Annotated in this window: 12 protein-coding genes; 3 read left to right on the forward strand and 9 right to left on the reverse strand. The window is 48.6% G+C overall.

Translation table 11 applies throughout. The features are described 5' to 3' along the window. Nucleotides 1-172: 172 nt before the first annotated feature. On the forward strand, nt 173-3,874 hold the full coding sequence (locus tag AC5JLB_RS19280; protein ID WP_495875444.1) for a hydantoinase B/oxoprolinase family protein: 3,702 nt from the start codon (nt 173-175) through the stop codon (nt 3,872-3,874). On the opposite strand, the gene AC5JLB_RS19285 is transcribed toward AC5JLB_RS19280, so the two are convergent. Continuing rightward, nucleotides 3,855-4,190, reverse strand: a complete 336-nt coding sequence (locus AC5JLB_RS19285) for a hypothetical protein (RefSeq protein WP_495875445.1) — start codon at nt 4,188-4,190, stop codon at nt 3,855-3,857. The genes AC5JLB_RS19280 and AC5JLB_RS19285 overlap by 20 nt on opposite strands. Nucleotides 4,191-4,994: 804 nt before the next feature. Here AC5JLB_RS19285 and AC5JLB_RS19290 point away from each other — a divergent pair. Beyond that, a complete protein-coding gene (locus AC5JLB_RS19290) occupies nt 4,995-6,419 on the forward strand; it encodes a right-handed parallel beta-helix repeat-containing protein (protein WP_495875446.1) in 1,425 nt (474 codons plus the stop codon). 118 nt (nt 6,420-6,537) lie between these two features. Here the strand turns inward: AC5JLB_RS19290 and AC5JLB_RS19295 are convergent, their stop codons facing one another. After that, nucleotides 6,538-10,374: a WD40 domain-containing protein gene (locus AC5JLB_RS19295; protein WP_495875447.1), complete on the reverse strand. Its 3,837-nt coding sequence runs from the start codon at nt 10,372-10,374 to the stop codon at nt 6,538-6,540. A 205-nt stretch (nt 10,375-10,579) separates the two neighbouring features. On the opposite strand from AC5JLB_RS19295, the gene AC5JLB_RS19300 reads away from it, so the two are divergent. Continuing rightward, nucleotides 10,580-11,764 carry a pyridoxal phosphate-dependent aminotransferase gene (locus tag AC5JLB_RS19300; RefSeq protein ID WP_495875448.1) on the forward strand — a complete coding sequence of 395 codons (1,185 nt, stop codon included), beginning with the start codon at nt 10,580-10,582 and terminating at the stop codon, nt 11,762-11,764. A 132-nt stretch (nt 11,765-11,896) separates the two neighbouring features. Here the strand turns inward: AC5JLB_RS19300 and AC5JLB_RS19305 are convergent, their stop codons facing one another. From AC5JLB_RS19305 to AC5JLB_RS19335, 7 genes are all read right to left on the reverse strand, one after another. Further along, nucleotides 11,897-12,994, reverse strand: coding sequence for an inorganic phosphate transporter (locus AC5JLB_RS19305; protein ID WP_495875475.1), 1,098 nt, complete (start codon nt 12,992-12,994; stop codon nt 11,897-11,899). 336 nt (nt 12,995-13,330) lie between these two features. Beyond that, entirely contained in the window at nt 13,331-14,539 is a 1,209-nt protein-coding gene (locus AC5JLB_RS19310) for a DUF8838 domain-containing protein (protein WP_495875449.1), read from the reverse strand. 181 nt (nt 14,540-14,720) lie between these two features. Next, on the reverse strand, nt 14,721-16,046 hold the full coding sequence (gene glnT / locus AC5JLB_RS19315; RefSeq protein ID WP_495875450.1) for a type III glutamate--ammonia ligase: 1,326 nt from the start codon (nt 16,044-16,046) through the stop codon (nt 14,721-14,723). 326 nt (nt 16,047-16,372) lie between these two features. Further along, a complete protein-coding gene (locus AC5JLB_RS19320) occupies nt 16,373-18,103 on the reverse strand; it encodes an iron uptake porin (protein WP_495875451.1) in 1,731 nt (576 codons plus the stop codon). A 143-nt stretch (nt 18,104-18,246) separates the two neighbouring features. Next, nucleotides 18,247-19,242: an ABC transporter permease subunit gene (locus tag AC5JLB_RS19325; RefSeq protein WP_495875452.1), complete on the reverse strand. Its 996-nt coding sequence runs from the start codon at nt 19,240-19,242 to the stop codon at nt 18,247-18,249. Continuing rightward, nucleotides 19,239-20,792: a sugar ABC transporter ATP-binding protein gene (locus AC5JLB_RS19330; protein ID WP_495875453.1), complete on the reverse strand. Its 1,554-nt coding sequence runs from the start codon at nt 20,790-20,792 to the stop codon at nt 19,239-19,241. Before AC5JLB_RS19330 ends, AC5JLB_RS19325 begins: the two co-directional genes overlap by 4 nt. Before the next feature lie 21 nt (nt 20,793-20,813). Beyond that, a complete protein-coding gene (locus AC5JLB_RS19335) occupies nt 20,814-21,812 on the reverse strand; it encodes an ABC transporter substrate-binding protein (protein WP_495875454.1) in 999 nt (332 codons plus the stop codon). Nucleotides 21,813-22,350 lie beyond the last annotated feature (538 nt).

Below are 22,350 nucleotides of genomic sequence, written 5' to 3' on the forward strand. Positions count from 1 at the left end.
CACCAACATTGAAGGATTGCCCGAATAAATCTATTGACTTAAGCTCATGGCGTTTAGGGCAAGCTTAATACCTTTAGAATTTGACTCTATCAGATTATTAGTCTCCGTTTGAGAACATCTTGTCATCAAACGTGCAGATTACAATAAGCCTATTCTTCCAGGTGAATAGCTCATGTCTCGTTGGCAATTCTGGGTCGATCGCGGCGGCACGTTTACCGATATTGTGGCTCGAAAACCTGATGGCTCTCTGGTGATTCATAAACTACTGTCAGAGAATCCAGAACGCTATGCTGATGCACCATTACAAGGTATTCGAGAGTTACTCGGAATCGCTTCTGATCACCCCATTCCATCAGGGCAGATTGAAGCCATCAAAATGGGAACGACGGTGGCAACGAATGCGTTATTGGAACGCAAGGGCGATCGCACGCTTCTAATCATCACCAACGGATTTCGAGATGCATTGCGAATCGGATATCAAAATCGTCCGAATATTTTTGCTCGCGAAATTGTGTTGCCAGAAATGTTATATGAGCAAGTTATTGAAGTTGAAGAACGTTACAGCGCTCAAGGTGAGGAACTTTTACCAATCTCATCCGATGCCGAAGCACGATTGACGTTAGCATTGCAAGCCGCGTTTGATTCGGGCATTCGCTCTTGCGCGATCGCATTTCTGCACGGTTACCGCTATCCGCAACATGAGCAGCAGGTTGCCGCGATCGCCCATCAGATCGGCTTTACTCAAGTTTCAGTGTCTCACCAAGTCAGCCCGCTCATGAAGTTGATCAGTCGCGGTGATACGACAGTTGTAGATGCTTATCTGTCTCCAATTTTGCGACGCTATGTCAATCGAATTTTCAACGAACTCGATCAGACTGCAACCGCTCGACCGCGATTGTTGTTTATGCAGTCCAACGGCGGCTTAACCGATGCTCAATTTTTTCAGGGGAAAGACAGCATTCTGTCAGGCCCGGCAGGGGGAATAGTCGGTGCAGCGCAGACGAGCGATCGCGCTGGATTTCGTAAAATTATCACCTTCGATATGGGCGGAACTTCGACTGATGTTGCTCACTACAACGGCGACTATGAGCGCACGTTTGAAACCGAAGTGGCAGGCGTTCGAGTGCGATCGCCGATGATGGCAATTCACACGGTAGCGGCGGGAGGTGGCTCGATTGTGCGGTTTGATGGCGCTCGCTATCGAGTTGGTCCAGAATCGGCGGGCGCAAATCCGGGTCCGGCGTGTTATCGCAAGGGAGGACCGCTGACCGTGACCGATTGCAATGTCCTGCTGGGTCGAGTACAGCCTGAATTCTTTCCAAACGTGTTTGGAGCGACAGGAGATTTGCCGATCGATTCTGAAATTGTTCAAGAAAAGTTTATTGAGTTGGCCGCCGAAATCGCAGCGGCAACGGGAAAGAGCGTTTTACCTGAAGACGTAGCACAGGGATTCTTAGCGATCGCAGTCGAAAAAATGGCAAGTGCGATTAAGAAAATCTCTGTTCAGCGGGGGTATGACATTACCGAATACACACTCTGCTGTTTTGGTGGGGCGGGCGGGCAACATGCCTGTGCGATCGCTCAAACGCTTGGCATTTCTCAAATCTTTTTACATCCATATGCAGGCGTTCTTTCAGCTTACGGAATGGGGCTTGCAGACCAGCGAGTGTTGCGGGAACGCGCGATCGAGAAAGATCTATCTGATACGGTGATGATCGACTTGGAACACGCGATCGCGCAACTTGTTGAAGATGCTGAGACTGAGTTAAATCAGCAAGGCGCAACGACGACAGAAGTTATTCGACGAGCTCATTTACGATATGCCGGAACCGATTCAGCCTTAATCGTTAAGATGAATGGTTTAGATGAAATGATTCACCGATTTGAAGAATCTCATCAACAACGCTTTGGTTTTATTTCACCTAACAAAAAACTCATTGTTGAAGCGATCTCTACAGAAGTCATTTCGACAACAGCTTTACCAACGGAACCAGATATTTCAACCCCTCGAATTGGTCTGCTCGAACCCATTGCAACCGTACAGGCTTACATTGGTAATTGTTGGCAACCCACGCCTATTTTTCGTAGGGAGGATCTACGTCCTGGCGATCGCATTTCCAGTCCCGCTATTTTGATCGAATCCACAGGCACAAATGTTATTGAATCTGGCTGGGAAGCCGTTATGAATGACGGGCATCTTGTTCTCCGCAAGACCCATACCTCTACTCAATCCCCGATCCTACGCTCCAGTCTTCACACTCCTGATCCGGTGTTTCTCGAAATCTTCAATCATTTGTTTATGGCGATCGCGCAGCAAATGGGCGTTACATTGCAAAACACAAGCTCCTCTGTCAACATCAAAGAACGCCTAGACTTCTCTTGCGCTATTTTCGATCGTCAAGGTCAGCTTGTCGCAAATGCGCCTCATATTCCGGTTCATCTCGGTTCGATGAGCGAAAGCGTGAGCAGTTTGATTCACGATTACAGCAACGCCTTCAAATCAGGAGATGTTTACGTTTCAAACAATCCGTACAATGGCGGAACTCATTTACCTGACATCACGGTAATTACTCCTGTATTCGCAAAGAGCAACGCAACTGTCTTTTCTGCCACCCCCTTGTTTTTTGTTGCTTCTAGAGGGCATCACGCAGACGTTGGTGGTATCACTCCCGGATCAATGCCTCCTAACAGTACAGCGCTCGATCAAGAAGGCGTCTTGATTAACAACATTCGATTGGTTGAGCAGGGTGAATTTCAAGAACAAGACATTCTAGACCGACTGACAAATCATTCTTATCCGGCTCGCAATCCTGCACAAAATATAGCCGATCTGAAAGCACAAATTGCTGCTAATGAACGAGGTGTACACGAACTGCAAAGCATGGTTGCACACTTCGGCTTAGAAACGGTGCAAGCGTATATGCAGTATGTGCAAAACAACGCTGAAGCGGCTGTGCGGCAGGTGATTGATGCCCTCAAAAACGGCAGCTTTACTTACAAAATGGACGACGGCAGCCAAATTCAAGTTGCTGTAAGCATCGATTCTACCCATCGCACTGCCAAGATTGATTTCACGGGAACCTCTCCTCAACAGCCCAACAATTTCAACGCGCCGCTCGCCGTTTGCAAGGCCGCCGTTCTTTACGTCTTTCGGACGCTAGTAGACGATGACATTCCGCTCAACGCTGGTTGTCTGAAGCCACTAGAGATTGTTGTTCCAGAAGGCTGTATGCTCAATCCACATTATCCTGCTGCGATCGTAGCCGGAAATGTTGAAACCTCACAAGCCATTACCAATGCCTTGTATGGCGCGTTAGAAATACTATCGGCATCGCAAGGCACAATGAATAATTTTACGTTTGGCAATCATCAATACCAATACTATGAAACCATCTGTGGTGGCTCTGGTGCGGGTGCTACATTCGATGGAACCGATGCTGTTCAAACTCACATGACCAATTCTCGCTTAACTGACCCCGAAGTTCTAGAATGGCGATTTCCTGTCCTGCTAGAGCGCTTCTCGATCCGGGCTAACAGTGGAGGAAAGGGTTTCCATGCGGGCGGAAATGGTGTGATTCGTCAAATTCAGTTTCGCGCCGCTATGACTGCCGCTATTTTGTCGGGTCATCGCGTTGTGCCTCCGTTTGGACTGCACGGAGGCAACTCTGGAGAAGTGGGGCGAAACTATCTTCGGCGCAATTCTAGCGATCGCGCCGAAAATTCTATTGAATCACTCGATGGTAAAGCACAAGTGCAAGTGCATCCAGGAGATGTGCTGGTGATTGAAACACCTGGAGGGGGCGGATATGGCAAACCTCGTCCGCTACCCTCACTGCCTTCTAAAGAGGCTCGATCTAACGAGTTTCGTAGCTAGGAAGTGGACGACTGGTTCTGCCAGGGTCAGAGGCATCCCGTCTGCGCGAGTGCGAATCGCCTCGACGCTGAGGACGAGCGCGATGGGACGAACGACCCGATCCATCCCCGTCTTCGGTCGATGCATCACTGATTGGATCAGGGCGGGATGCGGTCAGCATAAACACCCGTCGCCCATCATTAATGCGGTAAAGATCTTCGGCAGTACAGACTAGTCCGGTTGCTTGTAGCGCTTCAATTCGTTCATCTCGCTTCTTTCGTGCAGTCTCTGGGTCGTCCCAGTCGAGTTCTGCAAATACTTCTTTGATCGGAGTCATTGCGTTTATCTATTGATTTTGATTTGTCTACTTAAAGTGCTACTTCTTAGCGTAGCGTGCTTTCAGGACAGATTTTATTCCTTAAAAGGCGATATGAAGCTTTAATTGCAAACAGCATATTGAGAAGCAAGTGCAAATTGATACAGGCACAGTTACTAAATTGTCATGAAGTGAGTTGCTCAAATTCGGCTTAATCACTTAAGAGCAATTCAGTTTCATAGATATCTTTATTCTACGCAATTAAAAATAACGAATAGTTCCGCGCCAAGAATCGTTTCATCCGCGACACGTATGCCTTTGCTAGTTGTGTAGACGGTTTTCAGCTCACAAGGTTCCGTAAACCATAAATAAAATCTGGAGTGAGAAGAAAATCTTTTATAGAACAGGGCTTGAATAAATAGGAGTGTCCACAAATAGAAGTAGCACACCCTGCTGTTGTGAGGCTTTACTTTCCTTTTACATTAGCCCCGTGCATCCACCGCTTCAATTTACACAAATCAGGTTTCAGTAGTACGCGTCTGATCAATAGGGTGTGATCGTTTCAAAGGCGTGTTCCAACCGCAATCGTAGGATATCGCAATCAAGACATCGCAATTAAAACTTAGTGTGTTGCGCTCATCACGCCATTGTCGCGTTTTCGACGTAACAAAGTTTTCGTTCAATTTTTTCCATTTCTTCTAAACTAGCAACTTTTCTGCTGAGTCATTTGGCTGATTACACGAGTAATGGGTCAGACGTGATTCAGTGAGAGAACTTCATGCTCCTCAAGGTGCTCTACCCCGGTATTTCATACAAGGAGTCTTTATGATGTTATCTACTCAGTCTTCTCAACCTCTCAATACGAATGTGATCGATTATTCGGCAAATGCTCTGCCTAAGTCAGAGTTGTCCACCTCTAGAACGGCAGCGCTTTCCTCTGCTCTACCTGTATCGAGCAGTTCTGCGCCTTCTTATTTTGTTGCCACCAATGGCAGTGATCAGAATGCAGGCACGATCGATAAACCTCTAAAAACGGTTCAAGCGGCGGTTGGTAAGATTGTTGATGGCAAAGGCGGCAACATTTTCTTGCGGGGCGGAACGCATACGCTGAACGACACGATCTGGGTTGGAGACTACAACGATGGGTCTGCAAGTTCTCGTTTGGTGATTCGCCCGTACCAAGATGAAAAGGCAATTTTAGATGGTCAAAACCGCGACATTGTGGGAGTTTCAGTCGGAGGACAGTATGTTGATGTTGCAGGGCTAGAAATCCGCAACACCAAAATGGGTGTAATCTCGTGGGGAGGGCGTCATCTCGGTATTCTCAATAACACCATTCACGATACAAACGATACGGGAATTGCCAGCTACGCGCCCAAAGTGTTTGGGTCAGCAGATGTGCGGGTAGATGGAAATGTTGTTTACCACACCAATCTCAAGAATAGCCATCGCGGGGATAGCGGCAATTGGGGGTCAGGCATTACGATGTCTCGCACCGATGGAGCTGTAGTGACCAACAATCAGGTCTATGAAAATTATGGAGAAGGAATCACAGGGACTCTTTCTAATAATGTGAGAATTGCAAATAATGTAGTTCACGACAATTACAGCGTCGAACTGTATTTAGACAATGCTACAAACTCTGTTGTAGAGAATAACTTTGTCTACAACAGTGGCAACGCAACTTACTTCCGTAAATCATCTGGAATTCCTCAGCCTGCATCTGGAATTCGGATGGCAAACGAAGACTATGGCAGTGATTCAAATCCATCCGATCGCAACATTGTACGCAACAACATCGTATCTGGCACATTAGCAGGATTTGAATATGCCAACTACGGTAAAGGCGGCGGTATGAAAAATTCGCAAATTGTCAACAACACCTTCTATGGAGGAACGGAAACAATGCTGAGAATTTCTAGTGGGAGCCACCAAAATACTGCGATCGCAAACAACATTTTCTACCAAACCAAAGGTAAACCGATGGCAGATATGCAGCCGAGTTCTGGGGTAGCGCTCGATCACAATTTGTGGTTTGGCGGTGCGGCAGGCAAAGCGGCAAGTTCTAGCGATATCAATGGCGATCCAATGTTGGTCAAGGCAGGCGGGTTTCAAGCGGTAGACTACAAGGTGCAGAACGGATCGGCTGCGATCGACAAGGGCGCAGCGCGGAGCGATGTGACGACCGATTTCTTTGGTGAACGCCGCCCAGTCAATAAAATGGAGATTGGCGCGGATGAGTTTAACTAAACGCCAGAGGTACTGCGTTTTTTAGAAATCGTAGCGAAGCCAGATTTCACGAACCATAGGAGCAGCGCTGCCTATTCTCTTAACTGAGGTCAGGGCAGCGCCAAACAAAAAACTATTTCTATTCAGAGCAAGTCCTATCAACTTCGCGAATCGTTTGTGATGGCAAATCGCTTTCAGAAATATCTTGAGGAGATTGACGTAACTGATTGCATCCTTGCTTCATTAGATTTGTTAAGTTCAGATCCCAAACGATCAGACCATTGCGATCGCTAACGCTGGTCAGAGCTGCTCCCTTGGCATCAAATGAAAGGCTCTCTACTGGGTCTTGATGTCCAAACAACGTTTTGATCACGGCTCCACTGCTTAAATTCCAAAGTTTGATCGTTTTATCCTGGCTGCCTGATGCGAGAATCTGTCCGTCAGCATTGAAGCCTATGCTAGACACAGGCTGGCTATGCCCAGTTAGTGTCAGATAGGGACTCGCCTCGCGTTCAGGTTTGCCATCACTAACCGTCCAAAGTTTAATTGTTTTATCCCACCCTGCCGACGCGATCGCTTTTCCATCAGGACTAAACCTCACACCTGTAATTCCCTGAAATTTAGTAGGATCAGGCGATTCGTTATGGTGTCCCAGCAGAATGGGCTGATTGCTCTCTGGATACCATAAGCGGAGGGTATTGTCGCTGCTTCCAGTCGCCAGAATTCGACCGTCTGAGCTGAAATCAATTGCACTAATGGCGGCTTCGCCTGCTTTCAAAGTTTCTACTAAGTCACCTTTAGGAATTGTCCAAAGTTTGATGGTCTGATCGGCGCTGCCCGACGCAAGAACACCTCCATCCGAGCGAAAGCGAATTGCTGTCACGCGATCGCTATGTCCGGGTAGCGTTTTAACTAGTATTCCTTTTTCGATATTCCAAAGTTTAATGGTTTTGTCTGCGCTGGCAGAAGCTAACAAGTTTCCATCAGGACTAAATTGGAGTTGCGTAACCGCGGCGCTGTGCCCGCTCAAGGTAGTTGCTGATTTCCAATTGCCGTCGTCGCCTTTGTTCCAAAGCGTTATAGCTCCCTCAGGACTGGCAGTAGCAAGCTGTTGTCTGTCAGAACTGTGTGCGATCGCGACGGTAGGCTGGCCGAGTTGGGAAGGAGTTTGAGAACGGAGGATGGCTTGTTGGAGTGTTGCGATCGCGCTAATTTTTGCGGGTTCCGGCAAGAAATTCCAAGGCCGATCGATCTGTTGCAAGCGATGTCCCATTTGTAGGGCAACGACTAAGGCCGCCTGTGATTGATTGGCAGATGAAAGCTTTTCTGAAGTAGCAGATAGCGCTCTAATATCACGTAGTTGGGCGTTGCGCTGCTGATAGAAAGAAGATGCAGCCATTCCACACGCTAGCAGTCCAGATCCAGCCAAGGCAAAGACAATGATTTTGCGGGCTTGGGGACTATGTTGTTGCTCAACAAAGCGGTGCGTGAATCGCTCAGCAGATTGTTTCAATCCGCCAACGGCTGTAGCGCTATGTTGACTGGTATCCGAGGCGAACCGCTTTAAGCCATTTTTTATGTTGGATGCTTTCTGAGTGCGTTGACGCCGACGTTGTTCTTTAGCAGCTTTTTGATGACGTTCGGCTTCTTCCTGCTCACGCTGGCGCTGTTCAAACAGTTGTTCGGCTTCTTCCCGTTGACGCTGTTCTTCAGCTGCTTTTTGCAATTGCAGTTGACGTTCAGTTTCTTCGCGCTGGCGCTGTTCTTCAGCCGCTTTTTGCAGTTGTAATCGTTCGGTTTCTTCGCGCTGACGTTGTTCGCGTTGCAGCCGTTCGGTTTCTTCGCGTTGACGCTGTTCTTCAGCTGCTTTTTGCAGTTGTAATCGTTCGGTTTCTTCGCGCTGATGTTGTTTGAGTTGTAGCCGTTTCGCTTCTTCCTGCTCACGCTGGCGCTGTTCTTCAGCTGCTTTTTGAAGTCGAAGTCGTTCAGCTTCTTCCTGCTCACGCAGCCGCTGCTGTTCAAGTTGCAAACGTTGACGTTCGGCTTCTTCCCGTTGATGCTGTTCTTTAGCCGCTTTTTGCAGTTGTAATCGTTCAGCTTCTTCCTGTTCGTGCAGACGCTGTTGTTCGAGTCGAAGTCGTTCAGTTTCTTCACGCTGGCGCTGTTCTTCAGCTGCTTTTTGCAATTGCAGTTGACGTTCAGCTTCTTCCTGCTCGCGTAGACGCTGTTGTTCGAGCTTTAGTCGTTCAGCTTCTTCCTGTTCGCGCTGGCGCTGTTCTTCAGCCGCTTTTTGAAGTCGGAGTCGTTTGGTTTCTTCGCGTTGATGCTGTTCAAATCGGAGTCGTTCAGCTTCTTGTTGCTCACGCAGACGCTGTTGTTCAAGTTGTAGTCGTTCAGTTTCTTCGCGTTGACGTTGTTCTTCAGCCGCTCTTTGCAATTGCAGTTGACGTTCAGCTTCTTGTTGCTCACACAGACGCTGTTGTTCAAGTTGTAGTCGTTCAGTTTCTTCGCGCTGACGTTGTTCTTCAGCCGCTCTTTGCAATTGCAGACGGCGTTCAGTTTCTTGACGCTGTTGTTCGAGTTTTAATCGTTCAGCTTCTTCCTGCTCGCGCAGACGCTGTTGTTCAAGTTGCAAACGCTGGCGCTCGGCTTCTTCACGTTGACGTTGTTCTTCAGCCGCTCTTTGCAACTGCAGTTGACGTTCGGCTTCTTCGCGTTGATGCTGTTCAAGTCGAAGTCTTTCGGCTTCTTCCCGTTCGCGTTGACGTTGTTGTTCAACCGCTTTTTGCAATTGCAGTTGACGTTCGGTTTCTTCGCGCTGACGTTGCTCAAGTGGACTATCTACCGAATTCCGCGATGAGGGTGTGAGCTTGTCAGAAATTGAAGCGCTAGGCTCTTGCACTACAGGCGCTGCGATCGCTTGGATCAAACTTTGGGGAAGCGGAGACTCAACAATGTCTGGCTGAAAGGGCTTGATCGAATCTTGTGTTATCAGCTTGAGTTGATTATTTGATGCAGCGTTAGATCCGCCCTCAGCTGTAGGTGCTGACCTTTCTGCTAACGCAACTCCTAAAATTGTCTTTTCACTACTTTTAACAACTCTTTTAGGCTTCTGCAATGTGTATTCGAGCTGTTGATCTTCCCAATCTTGTTTATGCTGATTAACGAATCGTATTTTTTGATTTCGTTGGTTGACGTATTGCAGCGTGTGGTTATAGACATAATCGCACAATCCATCAGTGTCAATTATGCCTTGAGCATTAGCCGCTTCTCCCTGTAAGCCTTGTACTAGATAATGGGTGAATACGCCATGTCCTAGTTCTGGGAATTTCCAGGATTGTTGAGAATTATCGCACGATAGAAGCGCATCGAATCCTGGATGTTGAGCAGCGCGTTGGCGGAGGATTTCAATCAGTTGTGCGGTCGAATCGTCTAACCGATCTAACATCTGATGGTTTGAGCCATCGTGTCTCACGTTGTCGCTGTGACATGTATCAAGCCAAACGACTTGTTGTTTGGCTTTGCAGTTGCCGAGCGCCCCTAAAAGAGCGATCGCGCTCATTCCTGTTTTTAGCAACGCATCTTTTTGAGTATCGGCGAGACAAAAAACGGCTTGCTGCAATCGCGGCTCTAATGCGCCGTGCCCACAGAAATAAAACAAAACCGTGTCTTGAGTTTGAGCATATTCCGCGATTTCCTGAAGGCTCTCACGCACAGCACTTAGCGTTGGTGCCCGAGACGCCAGATCATGGTGAATGGCGATCGTACGTTCTGGAAAACTCCGAGTGGCTTGGGTGAGTGCGTAGGCCAAGCTTTGACAGTCGATCGCGGCATAGGGTAACGAGGGGAGCCGAGGATCGTCATAGTGATGGACGCTCACCAGGAGTATCCAAAGTTTGGCTTGTCCACCTTTGAGCGCGCTTAGCGCAGAGCGCAACTCCGAAGGAATCTCAGAACGACTAGGGGTGCGAGGCATGGCTAAGAGTGATGGGTCGTGGAACTGCTGAGCGCATTCCCAGTGTATTGTGTTACAGCTATATCTACCTTTGATCAGGACATTATGCGCCTGTAGCCATTGGTTTTTCAACCGTTAATTCCGTATCTTTACAGTTGTGACACAGTTGTGACATCAATAGCTAAAGTCCACATGAGGGGCTAAAGTCCAGATGAGGAAGAACACGATGCAGGAAAGGCAAGCTTTGCGGATGCAGTCCGTGCAATTGCCGATGATTCCGATTGTCGGCGAACTGATTCGTCAGCATGAGGGGACAATTTCTCTTGGTCAAGGCGTTGTGGGCTACCCACCGCCCCCTCAAGCGATCGCGCAAATCAGCGAGTTTCTGAGTCAGCCCAACAATCACAAATATCAAGCGGTAGAAGGAATTGCCGCCCTGCGATCGCGGATTGCCCAAAAGCTCCAGGCCGAAAATGGCATGGATGTTTCTGCAAGTCAAATTGTCGTCACTGCAGGCAGCAATATGGGCTTTCTGAATGCGATTCTGGCGATTACCGATCCAGGTGACGAAGTGATTTTGCAGGCTCCCTATTATTTCAATCATGAAATGGCAATCACGATCGCAAGTTGTCAGGCGATCATTGTTCCAACAGATGAAAATTATCAACTGGACTGCGATCGCATCCGGGCAGCAATCACCGAGAAGACGCGAGCGATCGTCACGGTTTCGCCCAACAATCCAACAGGTGTTGTCTATCCAGAAATCGATCTGCGGGCTGTGAATCAACTATGCCAACAGCACGGTCTTTATCACATCAGCGACGAAGCTTACGAATACTTTACCTATGGCGTGCCTCACTTTTCGCCCGGATCGATTAGCGCCGAGCGCAACTCCAAAGGGACTGCGGCAGGTCGTGATCACACGATTTCTCTGTTTAGCCTTTCCAAAGCCTACGGATTTGCAAGCTGGCGCATTGGCTACATGGTCGTTCCGGCCAATCTGCTGGAATCGCTGCAAAAAATTCAGGATACGAATGTGATTTGTCCTGCGGTAGTGTCTCAATATGCCGCGATCGGCGCGTTAGACGCTGGAAAAGCCTACTGTCAAAAACAGATTGCCGCGATCGCAGAAGTGAGAGAACTCGTGTTGCACGAACTCAGTTCTATCTCTCACCTCTGCACTGTTCCGCCTGCGAATGGCGCATTTTATTTTTTGCTCAATGTTCACACGGATCAAACCTCAATGGAGGTGGTAGAACGGCTGATTCGTGAGTATCGCGTCGCGGTGCTACCAGGATCGACGTTTGGGTTAGAGACAGGTTGTTATTTGCGAGTGGCGTATGGTGCGTTGGATCGAGAAACTGCGATCGCGGGCATCGGACGATTAATTAACGGATTGAAACATATTTAGACGATCGCAAATTTGACACCTGTCCTATTTGGCAACGGATTTGATGGCGGATTGGATAACAATTGGATAACAGATGTGACGGACGAAATCAGTCTATCCGCTACATCTGTTACCCAATCCGCTGCCACCAGATTATCGATGCAAGATCCAGTAGAACAGCCCACCCAGACACGCCGCGATCGGGAGGGTCAAAATCCAGGACAGCAGAATTTGAGAAAATACCTTAGCATTGGCTTTTCGAGAAATGACGCCAACCCCAAAAATTGAGCCAACCGATACGTGAGTCGTTGAAACAGGCAATCCAAATTGACTCGCCGCAATCACTAGAAAGCCAGTGACCAAATTTGCTGAGAACCCTTGACCAGAATTCATTTCAGTGATTTTCTTACTCATCGTTTCAGCCACTCGACGAGCGTTGAGCAAGCCGCCTAACGCCATCGCCAGCGCGATCGCAAGCGAGCCGCCTTGCAGTGAAATGGCCTGAATGGTCAATAGTAACGGCACAATTTTTGGGGTATCGTTCAGTCCTCTGGCAAAGCCAACAATTCCGGCACTGAGAAAATGACCTGCATCCACTAACCTCTGACTAGAAATTCCGGCAAAGGCTCCGGTATAGCGTTGCTGACAGTTTTCGACCGAATCGATTGAAACGACGGAAGATTGCATTAGAGCGGGTGCGCCTACCGGCACTACTGATGCTGTTTCGCCAACACAAATACAGCTTTCTTTACCAATGCCTAGCTGTTTTCGGGCGTAGTGAAGGATGCCATACACTCCAATTGCCAACAGAATGGCGATTATAGGGCTTAACAGTAAAGGTAGCAAGAAAGACTTCTGTAATGCGGCAAAATTAACTTGAGTTCCGATTGCTAGTAATCCTGCACCGACCAACGCTCCGGTTAATCCATGAGTTGTTGAAATTGGAAATCCTAAGATTGTCGCCAGAATGACGGTTAGCCCTGTGGCAATTGCAACGGCAAGGTGAAAATCGGTTGCGTTCGCGATCGCATCAGGCACAAGCCCTTTGCCTGAGAAACTTTTGACCAGAGCAGAGGCCAGGAAGACAGAGCAGAGCGATCCTGCAAATGTAGTGATGGTGGCCCATGCGATCGCGGTTTTGTAATTTGTTGTTTGACTGCCAAATAGGGTAGCTACGCCTTTGAAGTTGTCGTTCGCACCGTTGGAGTAGGCGAGGAACAGAGTTGCCAAAAAGAGGAGGACAAGATACACCAAAATTAGGTCTCCTTGGTTCAGAGATTAATGCTCAAAGATTAACGTTTGGTTATGCTGCTTTCAACGCTCAATGTTGCGGCTGTCGAAAGCACTAACCTTTCATCATCCTGGGTTGAATGCAATAATTTCTAAACGATAACCTTTTCTTAACTTTGCTCTCTCATTTCATTGTTTAAGAGCTTTTCCGTATACTCTCAACATTCAGTAGGGGCTAACGATAATAAGGATTAGAAACTGTGCAAAACGATTGCTTAAAGATAAGCTCTTCAAGCAGTCGTTTTATTAGCAATGCGATTAGCGCATAGCGCAACTTCGTAGAAATCGCAAATGCGACTAGCAACAGCTTTCTACATCGCAGCAAGCACTACCCTCATTCGTAACTGTGACGTGATAATCTAACCCTTTTGTCTCCTGAGCGGGTCGAATGATGTTACGTGAACAATCGAATATAGGTGCAGACTCCAACGGAATGGTTTCGTAAGGTTCAACCGGAATCACATCACCATAATAAGCACCACTTGAGCTTGTGTAAATCCCAAAGGTCTTCTCACAAACTGCCATTCGTTCGCCTCGATAAAGCGTATGCCCGTCATCATCCTGAACCGCCTTCCAAGGCCCTTTATAAATCACCGCTTGATTGCGATCGCGACACTCTCCTTCTTTCCCCTTAAACGCGCGAACCGTGAGAGAACGAAATTCAATACCGTCTACGACTTGCCAAGGTTCTGTTTGGCGACTCAAAATCTCGATGCCATAAAATCCGGCTTGCTCAAACATTTCGAGAAATTCGTTCTCGCGAAATGCGCCAGAAATGCAGCCACTCCATAAGTCAGGATCATTGAGAATTTCGGAAGTCGGATCTTCATCGCACACAATGTCAGAAATTACGGCTCGCCCGCCCCGCTTTAACACACGAAAGATCTCTTGGAACAACTGTTTTTTATCGTGAGGACGAACAAGATTCAAAACGCAGTTGGAAACGACAACATCAACGCTATCACTAGCAATGAGAGGCTGATCGCGGCGTAAGCGATCGCACTCTGATTCTAGCTCTGCCATCCCAGCAACGGTTGTAACCGGATGCTGCTCTAGCCAAGCTTGGACTGAATCGAGGCTGAGAGCTAAGTCTTGAATCTTACCTTTGACAAACTCAACATTGCGGTAGCCCAATTTCTCGCTCATCTCGCTTAGATAGCTGCGAGACAACCCTAGCATTTCATCATTAAAGTCAACCCCAATGACTCGTCCTGCCGCCCCAACTTTTTGAGCCATGATGTAGCAATTCTTTCCTGCGCCTGATCCTAGATCGACAACCGTCTCTCCTGCATTCACATAGCGCGTCGGATCGCCGCAACCATAGTCTTTCTCAATGATTTCCTGGGGTAACGCCTCTAAATAGCGACTATCATAGCCATCTGTCGGACAGCACAACGCGGCTTGAGGCTGCTGCGCTCCTGCTTCGTAGCGTTGCAATACAGCTTGCTCAATATCATAAGTGATGTTAGAGGAATCTGTCGGTTGAGAAAGTGCAGTTTCAGTCATAACAGTGTCTCGATTACCACTTCATGTTACACAAGACAATACATTTGCCGCATCGCTCTGGATTTAAGTCTACCGAGAGCCACCGCAGAAAAGCTGAAAACTTGCTAAAAATAGTATGAAATCTCAACCTATTTCTTTCGCGTTGATTTCTGTACTTGAGTTTGACTAATTGAACATCACTCTAACAATGGATGTACTGTTGTAGTTCCCATTGTGTCACTTCTGTGTGATAGTCACTACATTCTTTGTACTTAAAGTCTAGAAAGGTTTTTGAGCCTTGCTCACCCAAGGTTTTTATCAATAAGGTATCTTGCTCTAGACAACGCAATGCTTCGATCAGTGTTGTTGGCAGCGTTTGTAGAGTAGGAAATTCTGAGCCGCGAACAAACATATTTTCGTCAATGCGATCGCCCGTCGTCAAGTGCTCAGTTATCCCTTCGAGTCCTGCCGCTAGAATTCCCGCTTGCGCTAAATAGAGATTGGTTGAACCATCGGCGAGGCGAAGCTCAAACCGTCCCCCTTCTGGAATTCGTAGCATGTGAGTGCGATTGTTGCCACCAAACGAAATGTATCGCGGGCTCCATGTGCTGCCGGATGAGGTCATCGCTGCGCCTAACCGACGATAGGAATTGACGGTCGGATTGCAGAGCGCTGTCAGGCCCCGTGCGTGAGCCATCACCCCTGCCATAAATTCGTAGCCAAGTGGAGCCACGCCTAATTCATCCCGCGCATCTTCAAACACGTTTGACTCACCGTTCCAGAGGCTCATGTGCAGGTGAGCGCCATTTCCTGTGAGATGACTAAATGGCTTGGGCATAAAGGTTGCAGTCAATCCTTGCTGTTCTGCCAATGTCTTCACCATGTATTTGAAAAAGACGTGCCGATCGGCAGTAGTGAGCGCGTCGCTGTACGTCCAGTTAATCTCAAACTGTCCGTTGGCATCTTCGTGATCGCACTGGTAAGGCTCCCAGCCCAACGCTTCCATATAGCGCACCAGTGTGGAAATCAGATCAAATTGGCGCATCAGGTTGAGTTGGTCATAGCACGGGCGAGCCGCGTCATCGAGCGGATCGGCAATGCGGTAGCCCTTCTCCGCTTGCTTTAGCAGCATGAATTCGGCTTCGACTCCGGTTTTATAGTCATAGCCGAGTGTTGCAGCGCGATCGCACACTTGTTTCAAAATGATTCGTGGTGCGGCGGCAAAGGGTTCACCATCGAGGTACAGATCACTGGCAACCCAACCGACGTTAGGTTGCCACGGCAGCACGATCAGCGAACTTGCGTCAGGAATCGCTGCGATATCGTGAGCGTCGGGACCTAAGCCCAAGTTACACGCAAAGGGCGCAAAACAGGCACCCGCCGATTCAACCGCAGAAACTTTGGCAGCAGGAACGAGCTTAGCGCGAGTTCCTCCCAGCAAATCTGTAAACGAGACTAGAAAGAAATCTAACTTATGCGCTTTAGCAAGGTCTGTCAGCGTTTGAGTTCTGGGTGCAGTTCCAACCATCGTCACATCTCCGGCGATTCCTGCATCCAGTAAATCAAGCGCATTTAGATTAATTTGTAGTGAATGCTACTAATGTGATTGAGATTGTATTGAGTTTTACGACTGGCAATTTATGCAGCTTGGCAAAGCCGTTATCTCTGAAGTTGCGCTTGGCGATCATTGTGGCGATTCGCTCAAGAGCATCACAACGGTTACCAGATCCATTGTGCGTAATCTCATGTGCGTAATCTCAGTTGACAGAGGATTTGATAGCAGATGTAACAGATGAGAATTGCTTCTATGGATGAATCCGCTACGCCCATTATCAAATTGGCTACCGACTTGGTTTAAAACGCAAACACCGTTCTCAGCACTCCAATCACCACATCACTGTTGTCTTCATTGAAGTCTGGGTTAGTAATCCAAATTACTCCTGGCGTAACGGCAATGTTGTCATTTAAGCGATAGCGATAAAAGGCTTCTAAGTGAAATGAAGGGTCGCGATCGCGCACTCCTAAATTGCTGCCCGCTAACTTTGGCTCTTGCCCTACCAACAGACCGCCTAAGTTTCCTTCCTTAAACAAATCAGGAAACGCTAACGTAACCGCCCAATTCCACACGTCCCCTTTGCCTCTGTTGACGTAGCGATGATTGGCGTAACCAACCCATCCCCCTAACGCAAACTTTGGTGAGAGTTGAAACGTACCAGAAACTCCGTAAGCGTTAATGCCAACCGCTGTTCCAAAGTTACTATTTGCCAAGTTGCTTCCCGCCGCACTCAAGTTGAATGGGTCGTCAGGCTGCAAATCGCTGGCAAACGGTGCATACGCATTAATGTAGGTAAAGCCAATTCGCGACGTTTGACTCAGGTTCACAATGAGTTGGGCTAAGGCTCCATACTGACCATTAAACAACCCGTTCTTATCGCTGGGATTAAATGCATTTGGAACTAGATATCCTAAGTTCACTTCTGCCGCGTCGCCAAATCGGTGTCGCAGACCAAATCCTGTACCCCCAGAGTAGTTATAAATTGGGTTACGCAACCCAAATAGCGACACTGCACCGCCATCAAAATAGGGGTTGAGTTGCGAAGACGCATCTAGATCAACAAATCCGTTTCCGGTTCCAGCGAGATAGCCATCGGTGTTGCTGCCGATCGGGAAGCGGTAGCGCAGTAAAGCAAGCCCGACTGTACCGCCGCTATCGCCATCAAATTCGACCCGCCCCTGGTTAGTGCCCAAAACGCCCAAACCGCGAACTCCTGTCGGGCTGGTTGCATCTGGCGTTGTGTTACCAAGCGGGACGACGTTGTTTGCCTGTAAGCGAGTGGTGAGCAAGTCGCGCCCATTGAAGCTGGTGTTGAGGTTCAAGCGCACCCGGTAGCTCAGCGTCGGATTCCGGAGCGCTTCTTGTCCGTTGGCATTGTCGCCCGCAAGGACACTAATTGCACCAAAAATAGCCTCGCCTTGTAGCTTGGTTGTCGTGGAGAATTGTTGCCGTTCTACTGTAGCGCTTCGAGCTTCGAGGGCACCTACTCGACCTCGCAATGTGGCGAGTTCAGCCGCAAATTCTTCTTGCAGCCTTTGCAAGCTTGCCAAATCTTCTTGTTTGACCAGATTTGCAGTAGATGCTGCAATCAATTCATTCACGCGATCTAAACAGGCATTTAACCCCGCCGCAAATTCGTAGCGGGTCAAAGCGCGATCGCCACGATACGTCCGATCAGGATATCCGGCGATACACCCATACCGCTCAACAAGAGATTGAAGCGCTTGAAATGCCCAATCCGTGGGTTGCACATCCGATAGTTGCGATACCGAAGTGACTTGATCCAGTTCCGGCTGATCTTGGCTCTGAGGTGCGGCGGGAATAATGTCGTTTGAGATATTATTTGAGATCTTGTTTGAGGTTTGCTGAGCGATCAGTTGCGGAGACGGAGAGGTGGAGAGATGGGGAGCGGCTTCAAACACTTGCGGCGCGGTTTGTTCAGGTTGAGGCGAAGCGCTTAGAGCTGGAGACACTAGAAAGCAGCTCGTTGCTAGGGCAACGAGAGAGGCAAATGAATCGTGTTTTGACATTGTTTTTATAGATTGAGAATTGATTTTTTATAGTTTTTGAGAACCGCAAAGTAAGTTTGTGAACTCAGAAAACGGCGGCTCCAGATCTCCGATTTCTTCAAGAAATCAGAGATTTTTGCACAATTCTCAGCGATTCGTAGAGTTCATCGAGACGAACGGCGGCGGAGTCTATCGATCGTTACGGCGATGATAATCACTAAACCTTTGACAACCAACTGCCAGAAATAAGACATGTTGAGCAGAGTCAAGCCATTGTTGAGAACGGCAATGATTAACGCACCGAGCAACGTTCCCGGAATCGTGCCGATGCCACCCGTGAAGCTTGTGCCGCCCAAGATGACAGCCGCGATCGCGTCCAATTCATAGCCGTTTCCTAACTGCCCAGTGGCACTATAGAGACGGCTCGAACTCATGACGCCTGCTAACCCTGCCAGCAATCCGCTCACTCCGTAAACGAATAGGAGGACGCGATTCACTTTAATACCCGTTAGACGCGCTGCGCGCTGATTACCGCCCACAGCATAAATTTGCACGCCCAATACCGTCCGCCGTAGGATAAACCAACTCGCCAGCACCGTTAAGAGCGCAATCACAACCAGCCAGGGGAAAGGGCCTAAGTAGCTATTGCCGATCCAGGCAAAATTGAGATCCCGATTTAGCACCGTTGTGCCGTTAGCAACCAGATAAGCAACCCCGCGCAGGGCCGTGAGTGCGCCCAGCGTCACGATAAACGGCGGTAAATCTACAAACGCGATTAGCACGCCGTTGAGCAACCCTAACAGTAATCCCGTCAGCAGCGCTGCCAGCACCGCCGCCCATCCTAACCCTGGCACGAGCGAAGTCAAGACGCCCACGACAGCAGACACGCCCAAAATCGAGCCAACCGATAGATCAATGCCTCCTGTCAGAATTACGAATGTCATGCCAGTTGCCAGCACGATGTTGATCGAGGCTTGCCGTAAAATGTTGACCACGTTTCCTGCGGTAGGAAAGTTGGGGGTCAGCACCGAAAACAGGATGCAGATTAAGATGAGAATCGGCAAGATTCCGAGTACCTGAATCCAGTTGTTCGCAGTTTTGCGCCGACCTGGCGCACCGCGTGACCCATCCTTTAACGGTCGTAGTTCAGTTTGACTCATGATGCAGTAACCTCCGATGCGCCAGTGGCGTAAGCCATAATGTTTTCTTGAGTAATGGATTGACGAGTCGAGCCGCCAAGTTCGCCAACAAGCTGTCCTTCTCGCATCACCAGGACGCGATCGCTTAATCCCACAACTTCTGGCAGTTCGCTCGACACCATCAGAACGGCAACGCCTTGTTTTGCTAGGTCGCTAATAATCCGGTAGATCTCGCTCTTTGCCCCAATGTCTACGCCCCGCGTGGGCTCGTCGAGTAGCAAGACTCTCGGCTTAATGGCCAGCCAGCGTGCTAGCAGCAATTTCTGCTGATTGCCGCCCGACAGATCCATGGCGCGAATTTCTAGGTTTGCGAGTCGGATATTGAAGTCTTGAACGGCATTTTTCGCAATTTTGCCGACCGACCCCCAATTAATCACGCCTGCTTTAGCGTCCTGCTTCAGCATATTGAGGATGATGTTTTTGCCAGAACTCATTTCTAAGAACAACCCTTGGTCTTTGCGATCTTCTGGGACGTAGCCGATGCCTGCCGCGATCGCATCTCCAGGGGAGCGAATGTTCAGCTTTTGACCGTTGAGAAACACTTCGCCGCTGGCTTTTGGGTCAGCCCCAAAAATCAGCCGCGATAGCTCTGTGCGTCCTGCGCCGACGAGTCCCGCCAGCCCGACAATTTCGCCAGCTCGCAGCACTAGATTAGTGGGTTGCACCTTACGACCATCGCTGATGTTGCGAACGTCTAGTACGATCTCACCGGGAGTCGTTTGTCGCTGATGTTCGTAGAAATCTTGCATTGGGCGACCGACCATCATTTGCACAAGCCGCTCTGGTGAAATTTCATGCCGATCGAGACTACCAATGTACTGACCGTCTCGTAGCACGCTGACTCGATTTGCTAGCGCATACACTTCTTCCATTCGGTGGCTGATGTAGATGATCGCAATACCATCACTTCGTAGCTTGTGAATCACCTCGAACAACCGCTCAGTCTCGCGATCGGACAGTGCCGCTGTTGGTTCATCCATCACCAAAATGCGGCTGTTATCTTTCAACGCCCGGGCGATTTCGACCTGCTGTTGTTCTGCGATCGACAAGCTAGAAACCACATCATCGGGGGCAAAACTTGCTCCTAAGCTTTGCAGCACCCGTGCCGCTTCTCGCCGCATTCCTTCACGATTCAAAAGCTGTCCTTGCCGCAACTCACTGCCCATAAACATATTTTCAGCAACGGTGAGATTAGGCGCGACATTGAGTTCTTGATAGATCAGATTAATGCCTGCTCGTCTTGCGGTGCCTGGATCGGTAATAGTGAGCGGTTGCCCGTTGATCCAAATCTCGCCTTCATCTGCAATGTAGGCTCCAGCTAAGATTTTCATCAACGTGCTTTTACCTGCCCCGTTCTCGCCCATTAGCGCATGAACTTCGCCTGGATAAATCGTAAGATTGACGTTTTGCAGCGCAGGCACGCCACTAAATCGTTTGGTGATGCCCCGCATTTCTAACACTGGCGTCGCGATCGGGGCGTTGAGTGGCAACGGTTGTTGATTGGTTGTCATGAGCCATTCCTGAAATAGAGGTTACTGCCAGGCTTTGTACTGGCTAACGTTGTCGCGGGTGATGAGCTTGACGGGAATCTGAATGTCGGGGTTGGCCGGTGGCTTGCCATACAAAATGTCGTTGCCGACCTGAACCGCTTTTTGCGTCATGCCCAACGGGTCTTGAGCCGCCGTGGCGACAAACAAACTAGATTTGTCCTCGATCGCGGACTTTGCCTCGGGTGCGCCATCAACGCCGACAATAAAAAAATCACTGCGCTTGGCTTGTCTAGCCGCGAGTTCTGCCCCAACGCCGCTGGGGTCATTAATGGCAAAGACTGCATCGATTTTGGGAAACGATGTGAGTAAGTCGCTCATGACTCTCAATCCGCCATCCCGGCTGCCTTCAGCGTTCTGGTCTTTTGAGAGGATTTTGATATTGGGATATTTAGCGAATACCTGTTCACAGCCATCGACGCGATCGAACACCGACTGCACGGGTGGACCATTCACAATCACTACATTCCCTGTGCCCTTAAGTCGATCGGCAATGTATTGGCAACTCACCTGTCCCGCTTGCAGATTATTAGAGGTGACGGTGGCATCCACTCCCCCGCCTGCGCCCGTGTCAACGGCGATGACGACAATTCCAGCTTGTTTGGCTTTCTCAACGGCAGGCGTAATGCCTTTACTATCTCCCGCGTTGAGAAGAATCAGGTCGGTGTTAGCTGCAATAAAATTCTCGATTTGGTTGAATTGTTGATTCAGGTCGTACCCGCTCGAAACCACCGTCGTACGAACATTCTCGCCACCGAGTTTTTTGGCTTCTGCCTCTGCACCGCGTCCCATCAACACAAAGAAAGGATTGCTGAGATCACCAACAGTGACAGCAACCGATTTCAGCTTGTTATTTGGGTCTCCCTGGTTTGCCTGATTGGTGGGTGTGCAACTGACTAGAATGCCGCCGACAAGACTCAAAATGCTCGTCGCAATAGCGCTGTGGCGAAGCGCTCTGCGAGTTGCTAATGTATTTACGTCCATTTTTCTCCAACAACTCACTTCCAATCATTCACTGGATGAGAGTCAGCAGAATCTGCATTGCGATCAAACATTGAACCAGATCTACATTACGTAAATCCGACTCATGACACTACCAGTATTTGCAGTTTCAACATTTTGTAAACTGGTTTTATCAATGTAACTAGCAATACTAGTTACATTGATAAATTAGATGTTTGAACAGGCACAATTATAAATTTATGCCAATGCAAAAATCTTATTATTGAATTATGTTTAGATAATGTTTGAACTTGCAAAAAACAGCTTGTAGTGAAAGCCCTTAATAATGAAGTGTGATATATTTCGCAACACTGTATTCTGCACACTCTCTATAGCAATTATGGTGCGGCTTGTCAGAGATCCATCACATCTATCCTAATGGTTATATCTTAAGACGTAGCTTTAACGACGTATCGCTGAAAGCCTCTCTGTCAGATAGTTTACACGTTTACTTCAGCAAACAGAAATCGCCAGAATTAACAAAAAGTAATTATTTTTCATCGTCTAGGGTAAATTCTGC

The organism is Myxacorys chilensis (genome assembly GCF_059505265.1).